The sequence below is a fragment of the Aquamicrobium defluvii genome (assembly GCF_004363725.1).
Taxonomy (GTDB): domain Bacteria; phylum Pseudomonadota; class Alphaproteobacteria; order Rhizobiales; family Rhizobiaceae; genus Mesorhizobium; species Mesorhizobium defluvii.
In genome coordinates this window covers 69,411-93,802 of sequence record NZ_SNZF01000003.1, presented here as the reverse complement: position 1 = coordinate 93,802, position 24,392 = coordinate 69,411, and the positions used below count along the sequence as shown (strand labels likewise).

27 protein-coding genes are annotated in these 24,392 nt (G+C 65.1%); 15 read left to right on the top strand and 12 right to left on the bottom strand.

Annotation, left to right across the window (positions count from 1 at the left end; all coding sequences use genetic code 11):
* Positions 1-15: 15 nt before the first annotated feature.
* The 4 genes from thiB to DES43_RS03050 all read left to right on the top strand — a co-directional run bounded on the left by thiB (position 16) and on the right by DES43_RS03050 (position 5,112).
* Complete coding sequence (gene thiB / locus DES43_RS03065) at positions 16-1,014, top strand: thiamine ABC transporter substrate binding subunit (RefSeq protein WP_035021994.1); 999 nt, start codon at positions 16-18, stop codon at positions 1,012-1,014.
* A 4-nt stretch (positions 1,015-1,018) separates the two neighbouring features.
* Entirely contained in the window at positions 1,019-2,668 is a 1,650-nt protein-coding gene (thiP, locus tag DES43_RS03060; protein WP_035021992.1) for a thiamine/thiamine pyrophosphate ABC transporter permease, read from the top strand.
* Between the two features lie 76 nt (positions 2,669-2,744).
* A complete protein-coding gene (gene thiQ, locus DES43_RS03055) occupies positions 2,745-3,473 on the top strand; it encodes a thiamine ABC transporter ATP-binding protein (protein WP_035021989.1) in 729 nt (242 codons plus the stop codon).
* Between the two features lie 187 nt (positions 3,474-3,660).
* Entirely contained in the window at positions 3,661-5,112 is a 1,452-nt protein-coding gene (locus DES43_RS03050; protein ID WP_133674802.1) for a M48 family metalloprotease, read from the top strand.
* Positions 5,113-5,367: 255 nt separating this feature from the next.
* Here the strand turns inward: DES43_RS03050 and DES43_RS03045 are convergent, their stop codons facing one another.
* Positions 5,368-5,571, bottom strand: a complete 204-nt coding sequence (locus DES43_RS03045) for a YdcH family protein (protein ID WP_035021983.1) — start codon at positions 5,569-5,571, stop codon at positions 5,368-5,370.
* A gap of 246 nt (positions 5,572-5,817) precedes the next feature.
* Between DES43_RS03045 and DES43_RS03040 the strand changes: the two genes are divergently transcribed.
* Entirely contained in the window at positions 5,818-5,997 is a 180-nt protein-coding gene (locus tag DES43_RS03040; protein WP_035021979.1) for a YdcH family protein, read from the top strand.
* Here the strand turns inward: DES43_RS03040 and DES43_RS23150 are convergent.
* On the bottom strand, positions 5,991-6,113 hold the full coding sequence (locus DES43_RS23150; protein ID WP_280940149.1) for a hypothetical protein: 123 nt from the start codon (positions 6,111-6,113) through the stop codon (positions 5,991-5,993). The genes DES43_RS03040 and DES43_RS23150 overlap by 7 nt on opposite strands.
* 241 nt (positions 6,114-6,354) lie before the next feature.
* Here DES43_RS23150 and ispG point away from each other — a divergent pair, with 241 nt between their 5' ends.
* Positions 6,355-7,611: a flavodoxin-dependent (E)-4-hydroxy-3-methylbut-2-enyl-diphosphate synthase gene (gene ispG, locus DES43_RS03035; protein ID WP_035021977.1), complete on the top strand. Its 1,257-nt coding sequence runs from the start codon at positions 6,355-6,357 to the stop codon at positions 7,609-7,611.
* Positions 7,612-7,657: 46 nt separating this feature from the next.
* Complete coding sequence (locus DES43_RS03030) at positions 7,658-8,554, top strand: lytic transglycosylase domain-containing protein (RefSeq protein ID WP_051520305.1); 897 nt, start codon at positions 7,658-7,660, stop codon at positions 8,552-8,554.
* A gap of 9 nt (positions 8,555-8,563) precedes the next feature.
* Here DES43_RS03030 and DES43_RS03025 read toward each other — a convergent pair whose 3' ends face one another.
* Positions 8,564-10,882 carry a response regulator gene (locus DES43_RS03025; protein ID WP_035021974.1) on the bottom strand — a complete coding sequence of 773 codons (2,319 nt, stop codon included), beginning with the start codon at positions 10,880-10,882 and terminating at the stop codon, positions 8,564-8,566.
* Positions 10,883-10,972: 90 nt separating this feature from the next.
* On the bottom strand, positions 10,973-11,911 hold the full coding sequence (locus DES43_RS03020; RefSeq protein ID WP_035021971.1) for a polyprenyl synthetase family protein: 939 nt from the start codon (positions 11,909-11,911) through the stop codon (positions 10,973-10,975).
* Between the two features lie 83 nt (positions 11,912-11,994).
* Here DES43_RS03020 and DES43_RS03015 point away from each other — a divergent pair, with 83 nt between their 5' ends.
* Together DES43_RS03015 and rpmF are read left to right on the top strand one after the other, a co-directional pair.
* On the top strand, positions 11,995-12,768 hold the full coding sequence (locus DES43_RS03015; RefSeq protein ID WP_035021968.1) for a biosynthetic peptidoglycan transglycosylase: 774 nt from the start codon (positions 11,995-11,997) through the stop codon (positions 12,766-12,768).
* A 133-nt stretch (positions 12,769-12,901) separates the two neighbouring features.
* On the top strand, positions 12,902-13,084 hold the full coding sequence (rpmF, locus tag DES43_RS03010; protein WP_035021965.1) for a 50S ribosomal protein L32: 183 nt from the start codon (positions 12,902-12,904) through the stop codon (positions 13,082-13,084).
* A 142-nt stretch (positions 13,085-13,226) separates the two neighbouring features.
* Here the strand turns inward: rpmF and DES43_RS03005 are convergent, their stop codons facing one another.
* The 3 genes from DES43_RS03005 to DES43_RS02995 form a co-directional block, all read right to left on the bottom strand.
* Complete coding sequence (locus DES43_RS03005) at positions 13,227-13,490, bottom strand: ArsR/SmtB family transcription factor (RefSeq protein WP_035021962.1); 264 nt, start codon at positions 13,488-13,490, stop codon at positions 13,227-13,229.
* A 32-nt stretch (positions 13,491-13,522) separates the two neighbouring features.
* On the bottom strand, positions 13,523-14,770 hold the full coding sequence (locus DES43_RS03000; RefSeq protein WP_035021959.1) for an MFS transporter: 1,248 nt from the start codon (positions 14,768-14,770) through the stop codon (positions 13,523-13,525).
* 121 nt (positions 14,771-14,891) lie between these two features.
* Positions 14,892-15,086, bottom strand: a complete 195-nt coding sequence (locus DES43_RS02995; RefSeq protein ID WP_035022700.1) for a DUF1192 domain-containing protein — start codon at positions 15,084-15,086, stop codon at positions 14,892-14,894.
* 167 nt (positions 15,087-15,253) lie between these two features.
* Here DES43_RS02995 and DES43_RS02990 point away from each other — a divergent pair, with 167 nt between their 5' ends.
* From DES43_RS02990 to DES43_RS02970, 5 genes are all read left to right on the top strand, one after another.
* Entirely contained in the window at positions 15,254-16,234 is a 981-nt protein-coding gene (locus DES43_RS02990; RefSeq protein ID WP_133674812.1) for an NAD(P)H-quinone oxidoreductase, read from the top strand.
* A gap of 135 nt (positions 16,235-16,369) precedes the next feature.
* Complete coding sequence (locus DES43_RS02985; RefSeq protein WP_084496337.1) at positions 16,370-16,510, top strand: DUF1127 domain-containing protein; 141 nt, start codon at positions 16,370-16,372, stop codon at positions 16,508-16,510.
* A gap of 205 nt (positions 16,511-16,715) precedes the next feature.
* A complete protein-coding gene (locus tag DES43_RS02980) occupies positions 16,716-17,384 on the top strand; it encodes a GntR family transcriptional regulator (RefSeq protein WP_035021953.1) in 669 nt (222 codons plus the stop codon).
* 272 nt (positions 17,385-17,656) lie between these two features.
* Positions 17,657-18,250, top strand: a complete 594-nt coding sequence (locus tag DES43_RS02975) for a biotin transporter BioY (RefSeq protein WP_051520304.1) — start codon at positions 17,657-17,659, stop codon at positions 18,248-18,250.
* Positions 18,247-18,678, top strand: coding sequence for a DUF1284 domain-containing protein (locus tag DES43_RS02970; RefSeq protein ID WP_035021950.1), 432 nt, complete (start codon positions 18,247-18,249; stop codon positions 18,676-18,678). The genes DES43_RS02975 and DES43_RS02970 overlap by 4 nt, the downstream gene beginning before the upstream one ends.
* Positions 18,679-18,695: 17 nt before the next feature.
* Here DES43_RS02970 and DES43_RS02965 read toward each other — a convergent pair whose 3' ends face one another.
* Positions 18,696-20,897, bottom strand: a complete 2,202-nt coding sequence (locus DES43_RS02965) for an esterase-like activity of phytase family protein (RefSeq protein WP_035021945.1) — start codon at positions 20,895-20,897, stop codon at positions 18,696-18,698.
* Positions 20,898-21,130: 233 nt separating this feature from the next.
* Here DES43_RS02965 and DES43_RS02960 point away from each other — a divergent pair, with 233 nt between their 5' ends.
* Entirely contained in the window at positions 21,131-21,826 is a 696-nt protein-coding gene (locus DES43_RS02960) for a DUF1013 domain-containing protein (RefSeq protein ID WP_035021943.1), read from the top strand.
* Positions 21,827-21,943: 117 nt separating this feature from the next.
* On the opposite strand, the gene DES43_RS02955 is transcribed toward DES43_RS02960, so the two are convergent.
* The 4 genes from DES43_RS02955 to DES43_RS02940 form a co-directional block, all read right to left on the bottom strand.
* Complete coding sequence (locus DES43_RS02955; RefSeq protein ID WP_035021940.1) at positions 21,944-22,168, bottom strand: YgaP family membrane protein; 225 nt, start codon at positions 22,166-22,168, stop codon at positions 21,944-21,946.
* 30 nt (positions 22,169-22,198) lie between these two features.
* Positions 22,199-22,516, bottom strand: coding sequence for an ArsR/SmtB family transcription factor (locus tag DES43_RS02950; protein ID WP_035022695.1), 318 nt, complete (start codon positions 22,514-22,516; stop codon positions 22,199-22,201).
* Between the two features lie 8 nt (positions 22,517-22,524).
* Positions 22,525-23,406 carry an MBL fold metallo-hydrolase gene (locus DES43_RS02945; RefSeq protein WP_035022692.1) on the bottom strand — a complete coding sequence of 294 codons (882 nt, stop codon included), beginning with the start codon at positions 23,404-23,406 and terminating at the stop codon, positions 22,525-22,527.
* Between the two features lie 137 nt (positions 23,407-23,543).
* The gene (locus DES43_RS02940) at positions 23,544-24,374 is read right to left on the bottom strand and encodes an alpha/beta hydrolase (RefSeq protein WP_035022690.1); all 831 of its coding nucleotides are present in this window, start codon (positions 24,372-24,374) and stop codon (positions 23,544-23,546) included.
* Positions 24,375-24,392 lie beyond the last annotated feature (18 nt).

Here is a 24,392-nt window from a genome sequence, read left to right as displayed (position 1 = left end):
ACGAAGGAGGCGCCGATGCGCACAATGCTCTTATCCATTCTGTCAGTTGCGGCCCTGCTGGCCGCCGCACCCGCTTCGGCACAAGGCAAGCTGACCATCTACACCTATGACAGCTTCACCGCCGACTGGGGCCCCGGCCCGCAGGTGAAGACGAATTTCGAGGCTGAATGCGGCTGTGAGGTCGATTTCGTCTCGGTGGCGGACGGTGTTGCCCTGCTCAACCGGCTGAAGCTGGAAGGCGCGTCCACCAAGGCCGACATCGTGCTCGGCCTCGACACCAACCTCACCGCCGAGGCGCGGGGTACGGGGCTGTTCGTGGCCCATGGTGCGACGCCGCAGGTGAATGTGCCGGGGGGCTGGAACGACGACATGTTCGTGCCCTACGACTACGGCTATTTCGCCGTGGTCTACGACACCGAAAAGCTGCCCAATCCGCCGGCCAGCCTGAAGGAACTGGTCGAGGGAGACCAGAACCAGAAAATCGTCATCCAGGACCCGCGCACCTCGACGCCCGGCCTCGGCCTGCTTCTGTGGGTGCGCTCCGTCTATGGCGAGGAGGCGGGCGCGGCATGGGAGAAGCTCAAGGGCCGCGTGCTGACGGTGACGCCCGGCTGGAGCGAGGCCTACGGGCTGTTCACCAAGGGCGAGGCGCCGATGGTGCTGTCCTACACCACCTCGCCGGCCTATCACATGATCGCCGACAAGACCGAGCGCTATCAGGCCGCAGCCTTTGCGGAAGGGCATTATCTTCAGGTCGAGGTGGCCGGCATCACCATTGCCGGGGCGAAGAACCCGCTCGCCGAGGAATTCCTCGCCTTCATGACCGGGTCGGGCTTTCAGGACGCGGTGCCGGAAACGCAGTGGATGTATCCTGCGGCCAGGACCGACAAGCCGCTCGACCCTGCCTTCGACAAGCTCGTGAAGCCGGCAAAGACCCTGCAATTCAGCCCGCAGGACGTGGCCGACAACCGCAAGGCATGGGTGGACGAGTGGCTGGCCGTCATGGGCCGGTAAGCACTTGACCGGCGCTGGAAATCCCGGACACAGCGACTTTCGCACAGCCGCCGGCATCGTCGCGCTGGCGGCGATCTCGCTGCTGATCGGCGGGGCGTTCGCCGGCCTCATCGTCGAGGGCCTGCGCGACCTGTCCGGCGCGCTGGCCGCCTTCGATCCCTATATGCTGCGGGTCGCGCGCTTCACGCTGTGGCAGGCGCTGCTGTCGACGTTGGTCTCGGTGGTGCCGGCGCTGTTCGTGGCGCGAGCTTTGGTTCGCCACCCGCATTTTCCGGGACGCGGCCTGATCCTGCAACTCTTCGCCGTGCCGCTTGCGCTGCCGGCTCTTGTCGCGGCGCTGGGCGTGCTGGCCCTCTATGGCCGCGCCGGCTATTTCGCCGCACTGCTCTCCATGCTCGGCGGCGATACATGGCCGGGCATCTACGGGCTTTCCGGCATTCTGGTCGCGCATGTGTTCTTCAACCTGCCGCTGAGCGTACGGCTGTTCGTCGAAGCCTTGCAGACGGTGCCGTCCGATCAGTGGCGGCTGGCGAGCCAGCTTGGCATGGGCGCGCGGGCCGGTTTCCGGCTGATCGAATGGCCGGTGCTGCGGCAGGCCCTGCCGGGGGTCGCCGGCCTGGTGTTCATGCTGTGCGTCACCTCCTTCACCATCGTGCTCACGCTCGGCGGCGGCCCGCGCGCCACCACGCTGGAGGTGGCGATCTATCAGGCGCTGCGCTTCGATTTCGATCCCGCCCGCGCCGTGGCGCTGACCGTCTTGCAGGTAACGCTGACATTCGTCATCGTCTTCGTGCTGACCCGCCTCGGGGCCAACACGGCGGCGGAGGCCAGCCTTTCGGTTGCACCTCGGCGGTTCGTTTCGGCAGGCCGCGGGGAGACGGCGCTGAATGGCGCATTGATCGTGCTCGCCCTGCTGTTCGTCGCCGGCCCCATGGCGGCAACCGTGGTGGCTGGCTTGCAGGCCGAGCTTGGCCGGCTCGTTCTGGAGCCGGCGGTGCAGCGCGCGGCGCTGACCAGCCTTGTTCTCGCGCTGCTGTCGGCGCTGCTGGCGGCAGCGCTTTCCATGGCGCTGGTGATGGCAAGGCAGGCGCTTGCCCTGCGCCCCGCCGGTGCGCGTCGCCCGCTGCTGCAATATGCCACCGACACCGGGGCTGGCTTCGTGCTGGTGGTGCCGCCGATCGTCGTCGGTGCCGGCTGGTTCATCCTGCTGCGCCATGTGGCCGATGTGTTTGCCTTCGCGCCGGTGCTGGTGGTCACCGTCAATGCGGTGATGGCGATGCCGTTTGCGCTCAGGGCGCTTCGTCCCGCTTACGATGCGGCGAGCGCCCGCCATGAGCGGCTGTGCGCCCAACTCGGCATCGCTGGCTGGACGCGGCTTCGGCTGATCGACTGGCCCTCGCTGCGCCGCCCGCTGGCAACCGCCGCCGCCTTCGCCATGGCGCTGTCGCTCGGCGATCTCGGCGTGATCGCGCTGTTCGGCTCGGATGCGGTGCAGACCCTGCCCTATCTGCTTCTGGCGCGCATGGGCAGCTACCGCACCGCCGATGCTGCGGGGCTGGCGCTTATTCTGGGACTGGCCTGTCTCGCGTTGATGTTCCTGTCCACCCGGCTGGGCAAAGCATCGGACCGAAAAGTGGACTCGGTTTTCGGATGATTCCGATGCTCAATCTAAGTGTTAGAGCGTCCTTTGTGCGTCCGAAGGACGCACGGCGCTCTAAGGAGACGCGGCAATGAAGCCCACAGCAAACTCCCCCGCCGAAGTCAGGCTGAACAATGTGAGCTTCAGCTATGGCGAGGCGGCGTTCGAGTTCGACGTGACGTTCCGGCCCGGCCGCGTCACCGCCGTCATGGGGCCGAGCGGGTCGGGCAAGTCGACCCTGCTCAACCTCGTCGCCGGTTTCGAGATGCCGGCCTCCGGCCGCGTGCTGATCGGGGAGCGGGACGTCACGGTCGATCCGCCGGCGGCGCGGCCCGTATCCATGGTGTTTCAGGAAAACAATCTGTTCGCGCATCTCACCGTGGAGCAGAATGTCGGGCTCGGCCGTTCGCCATCGCTGCGGCTGACAGATGCCGACCGCACGGCGGTGGCCGGGGCGCTGGAGCACACCGGGCTCGGCGGCAAGGGACGGCGTCTGCCCCGCGAATTGTCGGGCGGCGAGCGCCAGCGGGTGGCGCTGGCGCGGGTGCTGGTGCGCGAGCGGCCGGTGCTGCTTCTGGATGAGCCCTTCGCCTCGCTCGGCCCGGCGCTGCGCGAGGACATGCTGGAACTGGTTGCCGCCATGCAGGAAGAACGCGGCATGACGGTGCTGTTCGTCACTCACCAGCCGGAGGATGCGCGGCGCATTTCGCACGACATGGTCTTCATCGAGGGTGGCCGGGTGGCGGCGACAGGTGCGATCGGGGAATTCTTCGGCGGGGGTGGACCGGAGGCTTTCCGGCGCTATATCGGCGCTTCCTGAAACGGTTGCCCGCATGCGGACATAATTTGCCATCAATGCGACATTAGGGAATATGGCAGGATCGGTCGAATCGCGGCCGGTGGTGTGCAGCCGTCCGGGGCACGGTAGCGGCTGATGCCGCAGACGAGGAAAGGAAGCCCAGCTGTCGTCCGTCCTGAAGCCTGACCGAAAGCTGTCTCCGGCGCGGATGTTCGCGCTGGCCGGTATCGCTGTGACGCTGGCGGCCTGTCAGACCATCGTGCCGCCGGACATGCAGGAATCGGCCTTCCGGCCTTCCACCAAACCGGTGACGGTGGACAATGTCACGGCCAACAACAAGCTGGCGGAACTGGCGCGCGCCCAGCATCCGCGCATTCTGGCCACCTATGGCGGCGAATATTCCGACCCGAAGCTGGAGCGGATGGTGGCCAAGGTCATCGGCAGCCTGACCACGGTTTCGGCCAATCCGACACAGAACTACCGCATCACCATTCTCAATTCGCCCAATGTCAACGCCTTCGCGCTGCCGGGCGGCTATCTCTACATCACCCGCGGCTTGCTGGCGCTGGCCAACGATTCCTCGGAGCTGGCGGCGGTCGTGGCGCATGAGATGGGCCATGTCACCGCCAATCACGGGCTCCAGCGGCAGCGGCTGGAGGCGGAAGCGGGCATCGCCACCAAGGTCGTCTCCGACGTGCTCGGCGACAGCCCGACCGCCAAGGCGGCACTCATCCGGGGCAAGCTCAGGCTGGCCCAGTTCTCGCGCAATCAGGAACTTGAAGCCGACGTCATCGGCATCAAGTCCGTGGGCGAGGCGGGTTACGATCCCTATGCGGCGAGCCGCTTCCTGCAATCCATGTCGGCCTATACGGATTTCCGCTCGGTCAGCGGCGCCACCGATGCGAGCCTCGATTTCCTTGCAACGCATCCGAACACGCCCCAGCGCATCGAACTGGCGCTGCGTCATGCGCGGCAGTTCGGCCAGCCGGGTGTCGGCACGCGCGACCGCGACAGCTATCTGGCCGGCATCGACGGGCTGCTCTACGGCGACACACCGGACGAGGGCTATGTGCGCGGCAACAATTTCCTGCATCCGAAGCTCGGCATTTCCTTCTCGGTGCCGGACGGCTTCATGATCGACAATTCGGCCACCGCTGTCACCGCGACCGGACCGGGCGATATGGCGGTGCGCTTCGATGGTGTCTCGCTCGATCCCGGCCGCTCGCTGGGCGACTATATCCGCAGCGGCTGGGTGGCCGGGCTCGATGCATCGAGCGTGCGCGAAACGACCATCAACGGCAATCCGGCGGCGACCGCGCGGGCGCGGGCCGAGGGCTGGCAATTCGACGTTACCGTGATCCGCGCCGGCAGTCAGGTTTACCGGCTGCTTACGGCAGCCCCGGCCGCCAGCACTTCGCTGGACAGCGTCGCGCGTGTGGTCGGCGGCTCGTTCCGCATCCTCACCCAGGCCGAGAGGGACGCGCTGAAGCCGCTGCGCATACGGGTGGTGACGGTGAGGCCGGGCCAGACCATGGGCACGCTGGCGGCCCAGATGGTGGGTGTGGACCGCAAGCTCGACCTCTTCCGGGTTCTGAACGCGCTTGGGCCTGGAACCACGCTTTCGGCCGGCGACAAGGTCAAGATCGTCACTGACAGGTAGAGCATTTTGCAGTCAGGTGGAATCACCTGACGTTGCATAAATGCGGCGAAAACAAACAGCTGGAGCGGCAGCCCGGATCTGTCCGGGCGTCCGCCGCTCCAGCCGGCACAGGCAGGGAGGTTCCGTCACACCAGACCGCATATGGCTGTGGCGGACGCATTTTCAGACGTTGTTTCCATACATGCATGGGAATCGCCCCTGCGTCCGGCCGCGCCTTCCGGGGCAGACCGACGATTCGTCGCCAGAACAATCCGCTCAGGCAATGATGTCGGGGATGATGCGGTCTTCCAGCGCGCGCAACCTGTCTTTCAGCGCCAGTTTCTTCTTTTTCATTCGCTGGATCTGCAAGGGGTCGCAGCCCGTGGCCACCATGGCGTTTATGGCGGCGTCGAAATCGGCGTGGTCCTGCTTCAAACGCGCGAATTCGAGTCGAATCTCGGCCTGTTCCTGCTCGGACATTACCTACCATATGTAAATTTCGACGCCCGCAACGCTGCGGCGGCGGGTATCAGATCGGGCGGGGAGCGATCAGAAAATCGCTCACTGGCAAATCAGTACCACATTTTGGTCACGGGTGAAATGCAACGCTTATGCGTTCGACAACCGCCCCGGTTGATGGCACAGTGTCATCCAGCCGTCACAAATGTGGGCCGGCAACATCGGTGGCGGCTGCAGTCGAGGAAACCATGAAAGGGAGAACCAATCATGTCTCTTGCATCCCATCTTGACGAATTGCACAGGAAGCACAGCGATATCGAGCGGCAGATCGATTCAGCCATGCAACATCCTTCCACGGACGATCTCGAAATCGCGAATCTGAAGCGACGCAAGCTGGCCATCAAGGACGAGATTGAGAAACTCAGGGCCCAACCGACCTCTCACTGAATTTCCACCGGCCCGATGGCCGGAAATAAGGCAGATCCCGTCAGCGGCGTCAGGCCGCTGGCTGGGGAGGCCGGTTTTATCGGATTGACGGACAGCCGCATTTTGAAGATGTCCACCGGCGCCCGCGCCTGATGTGATTTTTCATCACGTGGCAGCCGCGTGCATTGGCGGCATTGACAAGATCGGTTGCGTCCTCCACCTCATGGCAGAGTTTCGCGTGCCTGTCTGCGCGTGCCGGTGCCTGTGCTGCCGGTCGCCGGATCCCGGACCGGTATGCAGAATGTAACGCAGCAGGGCTTCCGATGCGTCCCGCGGGATGCGGAAAAGCCCATGGAATAATGTCAGAGGCAGCCGGGCATGACCGGGTACTATTCCTCTCCGTTCCCGCGCCGCGCTTCGGTTGGCGTCGATGTCGGCGGCGTCATGGTCGGCGGCGGCGCGCCGGTCGTGGTGCAGTCGATGACCAACACCGACACGGCCGATGTCGACGGTACGGTGGCGCAGGTCGCCGCCCTGCACAGGGCGGGTTCCGAACTCGTGCGCATCACCGTGGACCGCGACGAAAGCGCCGCTGCGGTGCCGAAGATCCGCGACCGGCTGGCCCGGCTCGGCGTCGATGTTCCGCTGGTCGGCGACTTCCACTATATCGGCCACAAGCTGCTGGCCGATCATCCTGCCTGCGCCGAGGCGCTGGCCAAATACCGCATCAATCCCGGCAATGTTGGCTTCAGGGACAAGAAGGACAAGCAGTTCGCCGACATCGTCGAGATGGCGATCCGCCATGACAAGCCGGTGCGTATCGGCGTCAACTGGGGCTCGCTCGACCAGGAGCTTCTGACCCGGCTGATGAACGAGAACCAGGCCAAGGGTTTTCCGATGACGGCGCAGGAGGTGACGCGCGAGGCCATCGTGCAGTCGGCGCTGCTGTCGGCCCATCTGGCGGAAGAGATCGGCCTCGGCCGCGACCGCATCATCCTGTCGGCCAAGGTCAGCGGTGTGCAGGACCTGATCGCCGTCTACGCGGAACTCGCAAGGCGCTGCGACCATGCGCTGCATCTTGGCCTGACGGAAGCCGGCATGGGGTCCAAGGGCATCGTGGCGTCTTCGGCTTCCATGGGCATTCTGCTCCAGCAGGGCATCGGCGACACCATCCGCATTTCGCTGACGCCGGAGCCCGGCGGCGACCGCACGCGCGAGGTGCAGGTGTCGCAGGAACTGCTCCAGACCATGGGTTTCCGCCAGTTCATTCCGATCGTGGCCGCCTGCCCCGGCTGCGGACGCACCACTTCGACGGTGTTTCAGGAGCTCGCCCAGACCATTCAGGAAGACATCCGCCGCAACATGCCGGTATGGCGGACCAGATATCCGGGGGTGGAGCAGCTCAAGGTCGCGGTGATGGGGTGCATCGTCAACGGACCGGGTGAATCCAAGCACGCCGATATCGGCATCTCGTTGCCCGGCACCGGCGAAACGCCGTCCGCCCCCGTGTTCATCGACGGCGAGAAGGCGGCGACGCTGCGCGGACCCAACATCGCCGCCGATTTCGAGAAGATGGTTTCCGAATATATCGAAAACCGCTTCGGCATGGGGACGAGAGCCAGAGCTGCCGAGTAGCGCCATGCGCCGTCCTGAGCGTTTCGCAATCAGGAGGCCCCATCCGATGTCAGGAAAAGACAGCGGGATCAGACAGGCAGCGCGCCGGGCCATTTCCGCCGGTTTGTTTCTCGCCGGGGTGCTGATCGTTGCTGCCGGGGGCGGGGCTGCCCGTGCCGATCCGCCGAAGCCGGCGCGTGAACGGTTGACCGACCGGGTATGCGACCTCATCGAGTTCCATTCGGATCGCGCCGGGCTGCCGCGCGATTTCCTCGCGCGGCTGATCTGGAAGGAAAGCCGCTTCGACCCCAACGCGGTGAGCCCGGCCGGCGCGCAAGGCATTGCCCAGTTCATGCCGGGCACGGCGCGGATGCGCGGGCTGGGAGATTCCTTCGACGTCGAACAGGCGATTCCGGCCTCGGCTGCCTATCTTGCCGAGCTGAAGCGGACGTTCGGCAATCTCGGCCTTGCCGCCGCCGCCTACAATGCCGGTGAGAACCGGGTCGCACGCTGGCTCTCCAACGGCGGGTTCCTGCCGCTGGAGACGGAAAACTACGTGCTCGACATCATGGGCGAGCCCGCCGACGCCTTTTCGGACAAGGCCTATGCCGGCAAGGTGCAGAAGCTGCATCCCGAACTCGGTTTCGGCCCCGCCTGCCGGCGCCTGCCTGTCTCGGCGTCATCGACCGTCGCAATGGCCACGGTTCCGGTCAAGCCTTGGGGGGTGCAGGTTGCCGGCGGCTTCAACCGCGCCGCGGTGATCCGGCAATGGCAGCGCCTTCAGGCGCGCCATGCAGGCGTGCTCGAAGGACACGATCCGGTGGTCAGCCGGGTGCGCTCGCCACGCGGGAGGCGTGGCATCTACGCGGTGCGCATCGGGGCCGGGAACCGCTCCGAAGCCGATACGATCTGTCGGAAATTGCGCGGTTCAGGCGGTTCCTGCGTCGTGCTGCGCAATCGCTGACCGAACTTGTCAGGCCGATTTCGCCGTCAGCGCCTCGCCCAGCCAGTTGCCGATCTTGGATGCCAGCCGGTCGGGCGATACGGGTTTGGGCAGGTAATCGTCCATGCCGGAATCGAGGCACTTCTCGCGATCCCCCTTCAGCGCATGGGCGGTGACGCCGATGATCGGTGTGCGCCGCCCGCCAGGCGCCTCGGCGGCACGGATGGCGCGGGTCGCCTCATACCCGTTCATGTCCGGCATCGAGACATCCATGAGGATCAGCCTCGGGTTGAGCGCCCGGTGCATGTCGAGCGCCGTGCGTCCGTTGGAGGCGATGCGGTAGCTGAGGCCCAGCCCGTTGAGGATCTGGCTGAACACCATCTGGTTCACCTCATTGTCCTCCGCGATCAGGATGTCGATCGATCCTCCCTTGGATTCCTTCGTCATGGCGGGTGTCAGAACGGGTGTTTCGACATGGCGGGGGGCGGGTGGCGGATGAAATGACTGCTCGCGCACGAACTGAGCGGCGCCCGGATGCATGCGTGCCTTCTGGATGGTGGAGATGATGGTGCCCAGCAGTACTGCGGAGCGCGCCGGCTTGGTCAGATGCGCAGCAATGCCGTAGTCGATGATCAGCCGGGCGAAATCCACCTGATCGACGGATGTCAGCAGCACGACCGGTATGGTGGAGAGGCGGCTGTCACCGGCAATTGCACGGGCCACGTCAGCGCCGTTCATGCCCGGCATCTGATAGTCGAGGATGATGCAATCGACGGAGGCGCCGAGCTGGCAGGCCCGGTCCAGAAAGGCAAGGCCGACGGCTCCGCTTTCAGCCGCCGCGCAATCGAAGCCCCAGCTTCGGAGCTGTTCGAGCAGGATGTCGCGGTTGACCGGGTTGTCGTCGATGATCAGGACGCGCGCGCCGGTCACGTCGCCGGGGACGCGCTCGTCGTCGACATGCATGTCGTGAACGGGCATGGGCGCGCTGAACCAGAAGACCGAGCCGTGCCCCGGTTCGCTGCTGACGCCCATCTCGCCGCCCATCAGTTCCACCAGCCGCGCTCCGATGGCAAGCCCGAGGCCGGTGCCTTCGTGACGGCGGGTGGAAGAGGCATCGACCTGCGCGAACTTTTCGAACACGCCTTGCAGCTTGTCGGCGGGAATGCCGATACCGGTATCCTCGACGCTGACCTTCAGGATGGCCTTGCCGTCGGCCACCTCACCGCTGACATCGACCAGCACATGGCCTTTCTCGGTGAACTTCACGGCGTTGCCGAGCAGGTTGGTGATAATCTGGCGGAAGCGGCCGGCATCGCCGACGACGAAGGCCGGCAGGCGCGGGTCGATGCGCACGATCAGCTCCAGATTCTTTTCCGCGACACGGGCCGAAACCAGCGTGGCGACATCCTCCACCGCCTCGGCCAGCCGGAACGGTGCGGGATTCAGCGTAAGCTGGCCGGCATTGATCTTTGAGAAATCCAGGATGTCGTTGATGATGGTGAGCAGCGCATGACCGGATTTGACGATCACGTCGGTGAAGGTTTTCTGGCGCGGCGTCAGATCCGTGTTGGCGAGCAGTTCGGCCATGCCGAGCACGCCATTCATGGGGGTGCGGATTTCATGGCTCATATTGGCGAGGAATTCGGACTTGGCACGGTCGGCCTCTTCGGCGCGCTTGAGCGATTCGGCCGTCCGGGCAAAAGCGCGGCGGATCGCTTTTTCCATGGGGCGGAAGATCCAGAAGGTGACGCCAGCCAGCGTCAGCGCGAAGATTACCGTTCCCCACATGAGCAGGCTTGAGGAGCGTGCATCGGCCAGCCGGCGTTCGGCGTCCAGCGCGACGCGGGCGCGCATCAGAAGCGGTTGCGCGAACAGGCTGTTCTGGTTGAGGACGTCGCGGTGGTTCCAGTCGTCGAGGCTCTTCGCCTGGGTCATCAGGGCAAGGTTGCGGGCCATGTCGCGCGCCGACCACAGGAGATCGCGATTGACCGAGGCCGCCGCGAGCGCGTCCGTCGTGCCCTGCGCCATCCGCGGCGAGAGCTCCGCCAGGTCGGCGGTGATCGCCTCGATGCCTTGCAGCAGCTTGCGCGCGTGCAGGCCGGCCGATCCCGTAAGCTCATCCCTCGCGGTGATGTGCCATGCGGAGGCGGCGTTCTCGGTGAAGTTCGCCGCATTGTCGAGACTGCTGCCCAAGCTGGCGATGAGCGCGCTCAGCATATCGACGCGGTTGCGATAGGTGTTGATGTGGTTCAGCGCCGCTATGAGGCCGACTACCGTAAGCGCCAGCACCGTAAGGCCGGACAGATACCTGATCCGGACTGAGCGGACGAACGACGAATATTCCGGCATGCGCAGTCCCCAACCCATCTACGCAATTCTAGTGGCCGGGATTACGCTCCATATACCATTAACAATCCGTTCTGTTGCGCCCGGACCGGACTACCTGTCGCGGGAAGCGACGAAACCGGCGGCCTGTTTCAGGATCGCGGCGCGCTCGCCGTAGGGTTCGAGCAGGCCAGATGCCTGCTCCACCAGCCCGTGAAGCTGGCTGCGAGCCCAGTCCGGCCCGTGCAGGGCGGCGAGAGTGGCCTTGCCGGCGGCCGCATCCTTGCCGGTCGCCTTGCCGAGATGGCCGGCATCCGCGGTCAGGTCGAGCAGATCGTCGGCGAGCTGGAAGGCGAGCCCGATGGCCGAGCCGAATTCGGCCAGCCTTTCGCGGTCGCTTTCGTCTGCGCCGGCCACGATCGCGCCAGCCTCGCAGGCATAGCGGAACAGCGCGCCGGTCTTCATCGCCTGCAAACGGATGATGCCGGCTTCGTCGGGCGTTTCGCGCTCGGCGGCAAGGTCGAGCATCTGCCCGCCCACCATGCCGCCGAGCCCGGATGCGCGGGCAAGACCGCGCACGAGGGCAAGGCGCGCGGCCGGCGGGACGGATGCGCCGCCCCTGTCATGGGCGTCGTCGGACAGGATATCGAAGGCCAGCGTCAGCAGCGCGTCGCCTGCCAGGATGGCGGTGGCCTCGTCGAAAGCCCTGTGGACGGTCGGCTGGCCGCGGCGCATGTCGTCGTCGTCCATCGCCGGCAGGTCGTCATGGATGAGCGAATAGCAATGCACGCATTCCAGCGCCGCCGCCACGCGAAAAGCTTCCTGCGGGCGCGCGCTCGCGCCGAACAGGGCTGCGCTTTCGACGACGAGGAAAGGCCGCAGTCGCTTGCCGCCATTGAGTGCGCCATGGCGCATCGCGTCCAGCAGGCGCCCGGGGCGTACAATCTCGCCCGGCAGGGCATTGCGGTCGAGAATGTCGCGCAGCAGCGTCCCGACGGTTTGAGCCCGTTCATCAAGCAGGGTTTCGAAGCGAATTCGGGCGTCGTTTTCCATGTCGGGAGCGGTAGCCGACGCGCAGACATTGCGCAAGAAGCCAAGCACCTTTATGCGGAAAGAGTGCAGGCGGGAGCGGCCGGGTGTCGGAACCGATCATAGAGCAGGAGACCGAAGGGCTGGTCCACCGGGGACAAGGCATGGCTTCGCGATCGAGGGGCAGAAGCAGGGGCAGGGGCTGGCTTCGTCCGCTCGCGAGGCTTGCGTCGATCGTCGCGCTGGTGCCGGTCGTGCTCACCCTGCTTTACCTGCCTTCCTTCGTCCATCCGGTCTCCACGCTGATGCTGAAGGATCTGGCCACCTTCTCCGGCTACGACCGCCGCTGGGTGCCGCTGGACGAGATCGCGCCGGTGCTCGCCCACTCGGTGATCATGTCGGAGGACGGACAGTTCTGCTCGCATCATGGCGTCGACCTCGGCGAATTGCGGGCCGTCGTCAACGATGCACTGGCCGGCGGGGGCACGCGCGGCGCCTCGACGATCACCATGCAGACGGTGAAGAACCTCTACCTGTGGCAAAAACCCTTCAGCACGGCGCGCAAGGTGGTGGAGCTGCCGCTGGCGGTTTATTTCGATCTGGTGATGCCCAAGCGGCGGATCATGGAAATCTATCTCAATATCGCCGAGTGGGGACCGGGCATCTATGGCATCGAAGCGGCGGCGCAGCATCATTTCGGCGTGCCGGCCGCAAAACTGACACGCCGGCAGGCGGCGCTTCTGGCCGTCACCCTGCCCAATCCGCAGGCGCGCAACCCGGCCAGACCCGGCCCGGGCTTGCGCCGTCTGGCCAGCCTGATAGAACGGCGCGCGGCGCGTGCGGGCAGCTATGTCGGCTGCCTCAAATCGGCGCGCAGCTAAAAAACTTGCTGTCCCCGCTGGCCAAAACGTTGCAGGCCGTGTATAGGCACGCCACTTTCATCTGGAATTTGGCCCTGCAGGCGGCCCTTACACAGGGGCGAGGCAGGCTGTTGAACACGAGCGGAGCATATCCATGGCCGTACCGAAGCGAAAAACCTCTCCGTCCAAGCGCGGCATGCGCCGTTCGGCCGATGCGCTCAAGGCGCCGACCTATGTCGAGGACAAGAATTCGGGCGAAATGCGCCGCCCCCATCACGTCGACCTGAAGACCGGCATGTATCGCGGTCGCCAGGTTCTGACGCCGAAGGAAGGCTGATCTTTCAGGATCGCCGGCAAGTCTGAAGACCGCCTCCGGGCGGTCTTTTTCATTTTTGCAGCTCTGCAACCCCACAACGTTGCCGGGCAGTGGTTGAATGGCATGTCGCCATACCGGCACAGCCCGTGCTTTGGCGCGCGCTTCAGACCGCCCAGAACTGGTCCAGCCACAGGTTCAACTGCACGAAACCGGCATTGCTGATGCTGTAGACGCGGCGGGTGCCTTCCGCCTGCGCGCTGACCAGTCCCGCATCGAGCAACACCTTCAGATGCTGGGAAACCGCGGGTCTTGAGATCGGCAGTCCGGAGGCCAGTTCGGTAACGGTCTTCGGGCCACGCCGGAGCTCCTCCAGAATATGACGCCGGTTGGGATCGGCAATAGCCATGAATGCATCAGCAAGCATCATGATTCTAGTAGTGCGTCAAACTCACCTAATTCTCAACCATCGGTTTCATTTTTTGTGCGCGGATCGAGCGTCATCGACTGCGGCGTAATCGACCGTTCGACCGGCAGCGTGGCGAAAGCCTCGCGATCCTCGATCGGGACCGGTGCACGCTGCCTGATGCGCAGGGTGGTGTAGCCGGCGATGAGAAGGTGGGCCAGCGCCGTGGTAAGGAGCAGGCTTTCGGGACGCCACCACTCCATCATGGCAGCCGCCAGCATCGGTCCGACCATGGTTCCGAAGCCATAGAGGATGAGCAGCCCGCCGGATACCTTGACGAATTCCTCGGCCTTCGCATGGTCGTTGGCGTGGGCGACGGCGATCGAATAGAGCGTATAGGCGAAGGCACCATAGGCGGCGGTCATCGCCAGCACGACCGCGCCGGAACGCGGTTGCACGAGGAAGACCAGCAGGGCGGACAGGGCGGCCCCGACCGAGGCGCCCACGAGCACATAGCGGCGGTCGGTGCGGTCCGAGAGGCGGCCGGCCGGAAGCTGCATGAATGCGCCGGCAATCACGACCAGGCTCATCATCAGCGCGATCTGCGCCGTCGATATGCCGATGCGCGCGCCATAGACCGCGCCCAGCGTGCCCCATGCGCCGTTGGCGACGCCGACCAGGAGGCAGGCAAACGCCGCCACAGGAGAGTTGGCGTACAAGCCCTTCAGGTCCAGCGAGACGTCCTGAAGAGGTTGCGGGTGGGAGGCGGTCGAAACCGCAGTGGGGATGAGCGACAGGCAGAAGAAGATGCCGGTGATCATGAACAGAGAGGCCGAGCCGACATCGCCGGCGGCCACGATCATCTGGCCGCCCATGATCGAGGCATAGGTGACCATCATGTAGAGGCCGAAGACGGTGCCGCGGTTCTCGTTGGTGGATTTCTCGTTCAGCCAGCTTTCGATGACCATGAAGGCGCCGGCCATGACGAAGCCCGTGAAGGCACGCAGGATGATCCACGCGGCTTCGTTGATGACGAGGCCCGTGAGCAGGGCGATGATGGCGGCGCAGGCGGCGAAGGTGCCGAAGGCGCGCACATGGCCGGCTCGCCGCACGATGCGCGGTGCGAAGTAGCAGCCGAGCACGAAGCCGGCGGCCCAGGCCGTGCCGATCAGGCCGAGCGATGTGGTCGAGAAGCCCTCCATCTGCCCGCGCAGCGGCAGGAGCAGGCCATGCAGGCCGGAGGCGGCCAGCAGGAAGGCCGTGCCGCGCAGAAGGGACAGGATCGGTCTGTAGGCTGCAAGCATGTAGGGGTCCGGCGTCGAATCACGTCTGCTGGTTATCTCGGCAGATTGTTTCAGGCTTTTCGGTGGCCGTCTCCCCGGTTGACGACAATGATGCGTCGCGATCCTTCAGACCGGAAGGGGGCTAGCCGCGCCGAAACAGCGCCTCGGCCGCCGACAGCGTCGCGTCCCTGGATTGCAGTTCCGCTTCGGTGCGCGCGATTTCACCGCGCAGCATGTCGATGCGGGCCCTCAGGTCGTCCAGAGAGAGCTTGCTCAGATCGCGGCCGATTTCATGCTGGCCGCTTTTTCCTGCCGGTTCGTCGTCGAAGATCGCCATGGCCATTCCCCGAAAATCCTGTCACATCCGGCGCAGGCGGTTTGCCTGCGCCGCCATTCGGAATAGAAAGCCAACCATAGATAGGGCATGTGCGGCGTGCAAACAGGGTCGCATCCTCCAAGAGCGGGAGAGCGGAGATGACGACGAGCGACGGACTGGCGCAGACGATGACGGCAATCGCCATTTCAGAACCGGGCGGGCCAGCAGTTCTGAAGCCGGAGCGGCGGCCGGTGCCTCTGCCGGGACCGGGCGAGATCCTGATCCGGGTGCGGGCGGCGGGCGTCAATCGCCCCGACATCGCCCAGCGCAACGGTTCCTATCCGCCGCCGCCCGGCGCATCCGATCTTCCGGGGCTGGAGGTGGCCGGCGAGGTGGCCGCTATCGGCGAAGGCGCCGGGCGCTGGCGCATCGGCGACCATGTGTGCGCGCTGACGCCGGGCGGCGGCTATGCCGAATATGTCAGGGTGCACGCAAGCCATGTCCTGCCCGTTCCCTCCGGCTTCACCTTCAGCGAGGCGGCTGCGGTGCCGGAAACCTATTTCACGGTCTGGCACAATGTGTTCGAGCGCGGCGGCCTCAGGGCGGGGGAGACGCTGCTGGTGCATGGCGGCTCCTCAGGCATCGGCACCACCGCGATCCAGCTGGCGACGGCGCGCGGTGCGCGGGTGATCGCCACGGCGGGATCGGCGGACAAATGCGGGATGTGCCTGAAACTCGGCGCCGAGCGCGCGGTGAACTACCGCGAAGAGGATTTCGTCACAGCGGTCAGGGAGGTAACGCAGGGCAAGGGCGCCAACGTCATCCTCGACATGGTGGGCGGCGACTATGTCGACCGCAACTACATCGCTGCCGCCGAAGAGGGGCGCATCGTCCAGATCGCCGTTCAGGGCGGTGCGGTGGCCAGCGCCAATTTCGCAAGGCTGATGGCCAAGCGGCTGGTGCATACGGGCTCGACGCTCCGGCCGCGCAGCGACGAATTCAAGGGCAAGGTGGCTGCCGCGCTGGAAGCGGAGGTGTGGCCGCTTCTGGCCAGCCGCCGCGTCGCGCCGGTCATGGACATGATCTATCCGCTCAGGGAAGCATGGCGCGCGCATGAGCGGCTGGAGAGCGGCGAGGCAATCGGCAAGATCGTGCTCGACGTGGCATGATGGAAAGGTTCGCTTAACCTTTCGTTTATGTTGCGATGCACAAACGCATTGCCGCTATGCAAAAGCGTCTGTTCAATAAATGGGCAGGACAGCCTATCTACAGGGCATCGAATTCAGACACCTTAGGAGGCAAACATGAACCTGATTCAGTCCTACAAGAACTGGCGCCGCTACAACCAGACCGTTCGTGCGCTCAACCGCCTGAACAGCCGCGAACTCAAGGATCTCGGCATCAACCGCGCCGACATTCCTTCGGTTGCCCGCGCCGCTCTCTGATCGGAGAGCACGTCAAGCAGAGCCGATGTCTGGCGCTGGAAACAGCGCCTCCGGCTCCAAGCCCGCTGGACCCTGTCCGGCGGGTTTTGTTTTTTATGCCTGCCGAATGTGCATCATGTTGCACTGCACACAATGAAGGCGCCCGTTTCTTCGCAGGCATTTGGCCTTATCGACACAGGCGCCGTGTCCGCCTTATCTAGCGGTCATGGAATCGGGCAAGGACGACACCATCGCGGTGCGAATCGCAAAAGCTCTGGCCGAGCGCATCATTTCAGGTGCGATCGAACCGGGCGCGCGGCTGCGGCAGGACCATATCGCCGAGGAGTTCGGCGCCAGCCATGTGCCGGTGCGCGAGGCGTTCCGGCGGCTGGAAGCGCAGGGGCTCGCCGTCAGCGAGGCCCGCCGGGGCGTGCGCGTTGCCGCTTTCGACCTCAACGAGGTGAAGGAGGTTGCCGAGATGCGTGCGGCGCTGGAGGTTCTGGCCCTGCGTCATGCCGCGCCGCATCTGACCGCCGCCATCCTCGACCAGGCCGAGGAGGCGACCCGCGCCGGCGACCGCTCGCGCGACGTTCGCTCCTGGGAGGAAGCCAACCGCACCTTCCATCGCCTGATCCTGACGCCCTGCGCCATGCCGCGCCTGCTGGCGACCATCGACGACCTGCATGCGGCCAGCGCCCGCTTTCTCTTCGCCGCGTGGCGCTCCGAATGGGAAACCCGCACCGACCACGATCACCGCGCCATTCTTTCCGCGTTGCGTCAGGGACAGACAGAGAGCGCCCTTTCCATCCTTGCCAGCCATGTCCAGTGGATCGGCCAGCGCCCGGTGCGCATGAAATCCGGCGCAACCCGCGAAGCCTTCGCCATCGTGGGGTGAATTTTCCGGTTTTCCGGACGCGATCCGGTATTTTTCTTCCCCGTCGTAGCGCGATCTTCCGCTTTCCCCCGCTCTGTCTTCTGCCAGCGGCTGTGAAGGCCAGAAGCAACGCGTTGAAATCAAACTGAAATTTTCTATCAATCGCAACTGTGACGCCCGCCGCAGGCGTCTGGACAGGCGCGTCTCGACCAAAGGCGCTTGCCTTGCGCGGAAAAATATGGATTCGATAATAGATCATAACAAGAAATTATCTATAATTTGGAGAAGACCCAATGTCGCAATCCGAAATCCGTGCTGGAAATCCGGCTCTCAACCCGCTTCGGCTTCAGGAGCGTCCGCTGTTGTGGCAGGTGGCGGCTGTCGCGATCGGCACGCTGCTGCTGACGCTGTCGTCGTGGATCGAGGTGCCGATGATCCCGGTGCCGATCACCATGCAGACTTTTGCGGTGACGCTTGTCGGCGCGCTCTACGGCTGGCGGCTTGGGGCGCTCACCGTGGTGGCGTGGCTTGGCGAGGCGGCTGCCGGCATGCCGGTGCTGGCCGGAGGCGCGGGCGGGCTCGCGCCTTTCGCCGGCCCCACTGCGGGTTATCTGTTTGCGTTTCCGGTGGTGGCTGCCCTCGTCGGCTGGCTGGTCGAGCGCGGCTGGAATGCCGAGCGGATCACGCTGGCTTTTGCGGCCATGCTGATCGGCAACGGCCTTTGCCTCGCCATCGGCGCGGTCTGGCTGGCCGGAATCGTCGGCTTCGAGAAGGCGCTTGCCCTTGGCGTCACGCCCTTTATCGTCGGCGGCGTGCTGAAGTCGGCGCTGGCGGCGGCCACGCTCAGGCTGTTCCCGAACGGAAAGGCGGAGCCGAAGCAGCCTTGACCATCAGGCTGCGGGCGCATCACCTTCTGTGCATGCTCACCTATATCGGCAGGGGGTATACGCCTGCCTTCACAGCCAACTATGACGTGATCGCCGCGCGGCTGAGCCGGGGCGAGGACATCGTGATCGTTGAGGGGCCGGACGATGTCTGCGCCCCGCTGCTGGCAGAGGCCGGGGCGCATTGCTTCAACGAAAGCGTTCTGGAAAGGGATGCGCAGGCCGCCCGCGATGTCGGCGATCTGCTTGGCCGGCGCATTGGCGTTGGGGAGCGCATCGCTCCCGACGCCATCCTGCTCGCGAGGTTGCGGTCTGGCTTTGCGGCCGGGCTGACGCGCGCCGCCTGCGCGGGCTGCGAATGGGCCGGCCTGTGCGAGGCGGTCGTTGTCGACGGCTTTTCAGGTGCGAAGGTGGGCGGGCCGCCATGCTGACGGCCCGCCTTGGCTGATCAGTTCACTGCGGCAATGTTGCCGAGGCGGAGGAACAGGGTTTCCCCGGAGGAATCGTCGACGCCGTCATTGTCGGTGACCACGAAGGCCTCGCCGGCCTTGTCGATGGTGAAGCCCTCGATCTTGTCGACCACATAGCCGTTGGTGGCGGACTTCAGGTCAGGCAGCAGGTCGCGCGCCAGCGTCTTTTCGACCACCGGCAATTCGCCACCCAGTTCGGCCGGCCTGAAGCCATCGAGCGCAACGCTGTAGACGCGCTTCACCTTCGCAGCATCGCCGATCAGATTGTCGCGCTCGACGATGTAGAGCCTGCCGTCATGGGCGGTGACCTCGGACAGGCCCATCCAGCCGCTTTCCGCCTTCTCCAGCGGGTAGCGCACGGCCGACCATTCCTTGCTCTTCGGCTTGTAGGCAAGCAGCTTCACTTCGTCCCTGGGGTCGTTGCCCCATTCGCGCTGTACGGCCGCGATCAGCGTCAGGTCGTCGCCTTCGCCCACGGTGGTGATACCCTCGAGGCCGAAGCGGGTCTGGTGGGCGACCAGTTCGGCGGGCAGGGCGATTTCCTGCCTGATCTCGCCCTCGGCGTTGACGCGGAAGATGGCGTGCGGCACCAGCTTGGAAACGTCGCCCTCATTGGCCAGCCAGAAGCCGTCTTCACCGTCGGAGGCGATGCCTTCGAGGTCGAGCTTCTGGGCCGGGTTGCCGCCACGGGTGATCACCGTCCTGGCAACGATGCGGGCCGGGTTTTGCGTGGCATCGATGGTGAAGATCGCCGGCTCGCTGCCATAGACCGAATCCGAGACGGCATAGAGCTTTCCGGGCGTCTGCGGGTCGGCGGCGAGGCCGGACAGCGCGCCCCAGCCGATCGGCAGGCCGTTGGCGTCGTTGTCGGACTGGATCATCGGGTAGGCCGGCTGTCCCTCGGAGCGCTCGAAGATCATGACATGCGAGCGGGCGGCGCCGTCCTCCCCCAGATCGGTCTCGTTGGCGGTGACGAAGAGATTGCGGGCGGGCAGCGCCAGCAGACCTTCCGGCCCGATGCCGGACGGCAGCGCCTGAAGGAATTTCGGCTCTGCGCCGGTGTCCTCATAGACGCCGACCAGCGAAGCGCGTTCGGCGCCGACGAAGATCAGCTTCTGCTCGCCATAGGTGCCGACTTCCATGCCCTCGGGCTCGATGCCCTTCTTGTTGCGGTGCTCGGGATAATGGCCGAGCCGGGCCGCGATATGTTCGAAGCCCGGGCCGGATTCGTAGAGCACTTCGCCCGTTCTGGAGAAGATGGTGAAGCCACGCGAGCCGCCCTTGTAGTCGCCTTCATTGGCGATGACGAGGCGATCGTTGTCGAGCCATCGCACGGCGTCCGGCTCGCGCGGGGCGTTTTCCACCTTGCCGGTGAAGGAGAGCTTGCCGTCCTTCTTCGTGTCGACGTTTTCGAGAGACACCGAGCCGGCGGAGAAGTGCGAGACGATCTCGCCCGTTTCGGCGTTCACGATGGCGATGTGGTTGTTTTCCTGCAGGGTCACGACGACCTCGCCGGCTTCGTTGAAGTCGACGAATTCGGGTTCGGCGTCTTGCGGAGCGATTTCGGCAAGCCCGTTCAGGTCGACGGTGCGGATCGAGGCGCAGTCCGGCGCGCCGTCCTTCAGCGAGATGATCCTGAGATTGCCGGCGGGAAGCTGCGGGAGCTCGCCGTCATTGTGGTCTTCGTCGCGCTCGTTCTCGATGGCGACGGCAAGGAAGCGGCCGTCCTCGCTGGCAGCGACCGAATCCGGCTGGCCGCCGAGATCGCAGGACGCTTCGATTTTCTTCGAGGCGATATCGATGGCCGAGAGATTGCCGGACGGCTCGGTATGGCTCTTCGAGGTGTTGACGCCGGCCAGCAATTTTGTGCCGATCACCACCACTGAGGTCGGCTCGCCGTCGATTCTTACGATGCCTCCGGCCTTCGGCGCCTTCGGGTCGGTGATGTCGATGAAGCCGACGGCGCCCAGCGGGCTGTCGGAATAGACGAGGGTGTTGCCGTCTTCGGTGGCGGTGATGATTTCGGAAGACGTCGGCGTGGCCGGATCGGTGCCTTCCGGCAGGTTGGACGCAACCGGGAAGGTTGCGATACGGTTGAAGACCTGATCGGCGTGGGCCGGAAGAGCGACGGAAGCTGCAAGCGCGGCCATGGCCGCGACAAGTGACGAACGGGTGCGCATGGGACCTCTTTCCCTCATGAGAAGAATGCCGCTTCCCTTTGTGCCACCTGTATTTCAGCGCGATGACGCTTCTGCGACGCTTGTATGACGGCGCGGCGGCGGCGGTTTGCCGCCGGATTTTCTTGCCCTTGGACCCGAACGCGGTTATACGAAGCCGGATTTTCCCTTTTTCGGTGGCTTGTGAAACCACCGCCCGCGTAACGGGACGCGGGCGAGCGAGAGGATTTTATTTGATGGCAAACACGCTTCTCATGCCGAAGGCGACAGCCGTCTGGCTGGTCGACAATACGGCGCTTTCCTTCGACCAGATCGCCCAGTTCTGCGGCCTGCACCCGCTCGAGGTGAAGGCGATCGCGGATGGCGAGTCGGCGCAGGGCATCAAGGGCATGGACCCGGTCATCACCGGCCAGCTCAGCCGCGAGGAGATCGCGCGCGGCGAGCAGGACATCAACCATCGCCTGAAGCTTTCCGAGCCGAAGGTGCGGGTGCCCGAGACCAAGCGCAAGGGGCCGCGCTACACGCCGCTTTCCAAGCGCCAGGACCGCCCGAATGCGATCCTGTGGCTGGTGCGCAACCATCCCGAGCTCAAGGACGCGCAGATTTCGCGCCTTGTCGGCACCACCAAGGCGACCATCGAGCAGATCCGCAACCGCACCCACTGGAATTCCGCCAATCTGGTGCCTATGGACCCGGTGACGCTGGGCCTGACCTCGCAGATCGATCTCGACATCGAGGTTCAGCGCGCTTCGCGCAACCGCGAGCACGTCCAGCCGGCCGGCGATACGCTGCTGCCGGCTTCGCTCACCGAGCGCCTGGACCCGCAGGCCGATGCGCCGCGCGACGAGGATGCAGAGCTCGATGCCGACGCCGTGTTCGCCAAGCTCTCGGCGCTGAAGGGCGCGGAGCCGGAAGAGGACGACGAGGAATAAGCGTCTTTCCCTTACCCAACAAAAGCGCGGGCCTCGACCCGCGCTTTTGTTGTTTCAGCGGCGGGTCGAGGCCCGATGAGCGCGCCACCTGCAAGTGAGGTGAAGGCGTGAATTCGGTTATCGCCCGCAGGCTTTTCCGTTGGTTGCGCAGCCCAGCATGCACCAGGCAGGGCAGAAGCGCAGGATGCCGGTGACGACGAGGACAAGGCCGACGATGACCGACAGCCATGTCCAGAGGGCGCTCTCAAAGAACGCCCAGCCGGACACGAAGGGCAGGGCGGCGAGCAACAGGCCGGCAACGAGCCTGACGATGCGCTCCCGGGTTCCGATATTGGGGGTCATGGTGCGTTTCCCGGTGAGATGGAAGCCGCCCTATTCGCAGAACAGGACATGCATGGTGTGGATGAAGGTTGCGATGCGGGGATCGGCGGGCCGGTAGAAGACCTGCTTGCCCTCCTTGCGGCTGGCGACGAGGCCGGCCTCGCGCAATTCGGCAAGCTGCTGCGACAGTCCCGGCTGGCGGATGCCGAGAAGGTCTTCCAGTTCACGCACCGAGCGCTCGCCGTCCACCAGCGCGCAGCACACCATCAGCCGGTCCGGATTGGACAGTTTCTTCAGGAAGGCGGAAGCCTCGTCGACCCTGGTCCTGAGGCTGGCGGCCTCGCTGGAGAGTTTCTCAGGTGCGATCATGTCCGCTTTTACCCCCATGGCGCGCCTTTGAGCAGGTCGAGCGGGATCTTCAGGTAGCGGGTGCCGTTGGCTTCCGGCTCGGGAAACCGCCCGCCGTTGATGTTCACCTGGAGAGCATGCAGGATCAGCTTCGGCATCGGGAGCGTCGCGTCGCGCGCCTCGCGGGCGGCCACATAGTCGGCCTCGGTCAGATATTTCGACATGTGGCTGTTCCTGGTCTTCTGCTCGGCGACCGTCGATTCCCAGAGCGGTTCGCGCCCGCCCGGCTGGTAGTCGTGGCCGGTGAAGATGCGGGTGTCGTCGGGCAGGGCGAGGATGGCCTGGATCGATGCCCACAGCGCCGAGGCGTTGCCGCCGGGAAAGTCGGCGCGGGCCGTGCCGCTGTCAGGCATGAACAGCGTATCATGAACGAAGGCGGCATCGCCGATGACATAGGTGATGGAGGCGAGCGTATGGCCGGGCGAGAACATGACCCGCGCCGGGATGGAACCCACCATGAAGGTGTCGCCGTCGGCAAACAGCCGGTCCCATTGCGAGCCATCGGCCGGGAAATCGGGCCGGTTGTAGAAGCCTTTCCAGAGCTTCTGCACCTCGACAACCTTTTCGCCGATGGCTGTAGGCGCGCCGGTCTTATGCTTCAGATAATGCGCTGCCGAGAAATGGTCGGCATGGGGATGGGTGTCGAGGATCCATTCGATCGTGAGGCCCTTCTCCTGCACAAAGCCAAGGATGCGGTCGGCATTGGTGGAGGCGGTCTGCCCGGATTTCTCGTCATAGTCATAGACCGGGTCGACGATGGCGCATTTGCCGGTCGCCGGATCGGCCACGACATATTGCACCGACCATGTGCGCGGGTCGAAGAAGGCGGTGACGTCCGGTTTGTGGCTCATGCAATGGTTCCCCTGGCTTGCCGGATGGTTCATCCGATAACATCCCGATGCTTTCATGAACACGATTGCAAAAAAATGCAATTGTATTTCAAAGAAGACAGGCCGGACGCGAACGGCTGGAAAAAATGTGGCGGCGTTCAGCAGCCGAGCAGGGTCCGCGTCAGGGTATGGTTCGGGTCGGCGAGACCGTCGATGACGTTGAAGTGGTGCCGGTCGGGTTCCGCCAAGGCGGCGGTGCGCGCGCCAAGTCCGGTCCAGATATTGGCCAGAAGCGCGTTCTGGCGCAGGAACTCTGCCCGCTCGGCCCCGCCGACCCAGCAGGTCAGGCGCATGCCCTCGCGGGGCCGCAGCAATGCCGGGCTCTCGGCCTGCGCCTCGGTCTCGTCGATGCGCAGCGTCTCGTTCATGCCGGTGCGCATCAGCGGCCGCAGGTCGTGCACGCCGGAGATCGACACGACATGGCGGATGCGGGCCTGTACGGCTTCCGGCAGCGGCGCGCCGGCGCTTGCCATGCGTGACACGAGATGACCGCCGGCGGAGTGACCGGTGAGCATCAGCGGACCTTCGATCTCGCCGGCTGCAAAGGCGATTGCGCTGCCGATCTCGCGCACGATGCCGCCGATGCGGATGTCCGGGCACAGCGTGTAGGAGGGCATGGCCACCGCATAGCCATGGGCGAGCGGTCCGGCTGCCAGATGCGACCAGCAGCTCTTGTCGAGCGCCATCCAGTAGCCGCCATGGACGAACACCACCAGCCCGCGGGGCGTGGATTCGGGCAGGAACAGGTCGAGCCGGTTGCGGGCGGCGTCACCATAGGCGAGGTCGATTTTTGCGCGTCCCCGCGCCGCCAGTTGTTCGCGAAAGCTTTGTGCCGGTTCCACCCATGCCGCCGGCCAGCGGTCGCCGCCGGGTATATGCGCGCCGTTGGTGTAGGCGTCGCTCCAGTCTTCGATATGGCGGCTCAGCATGATCGTGTCCTCCGGTCT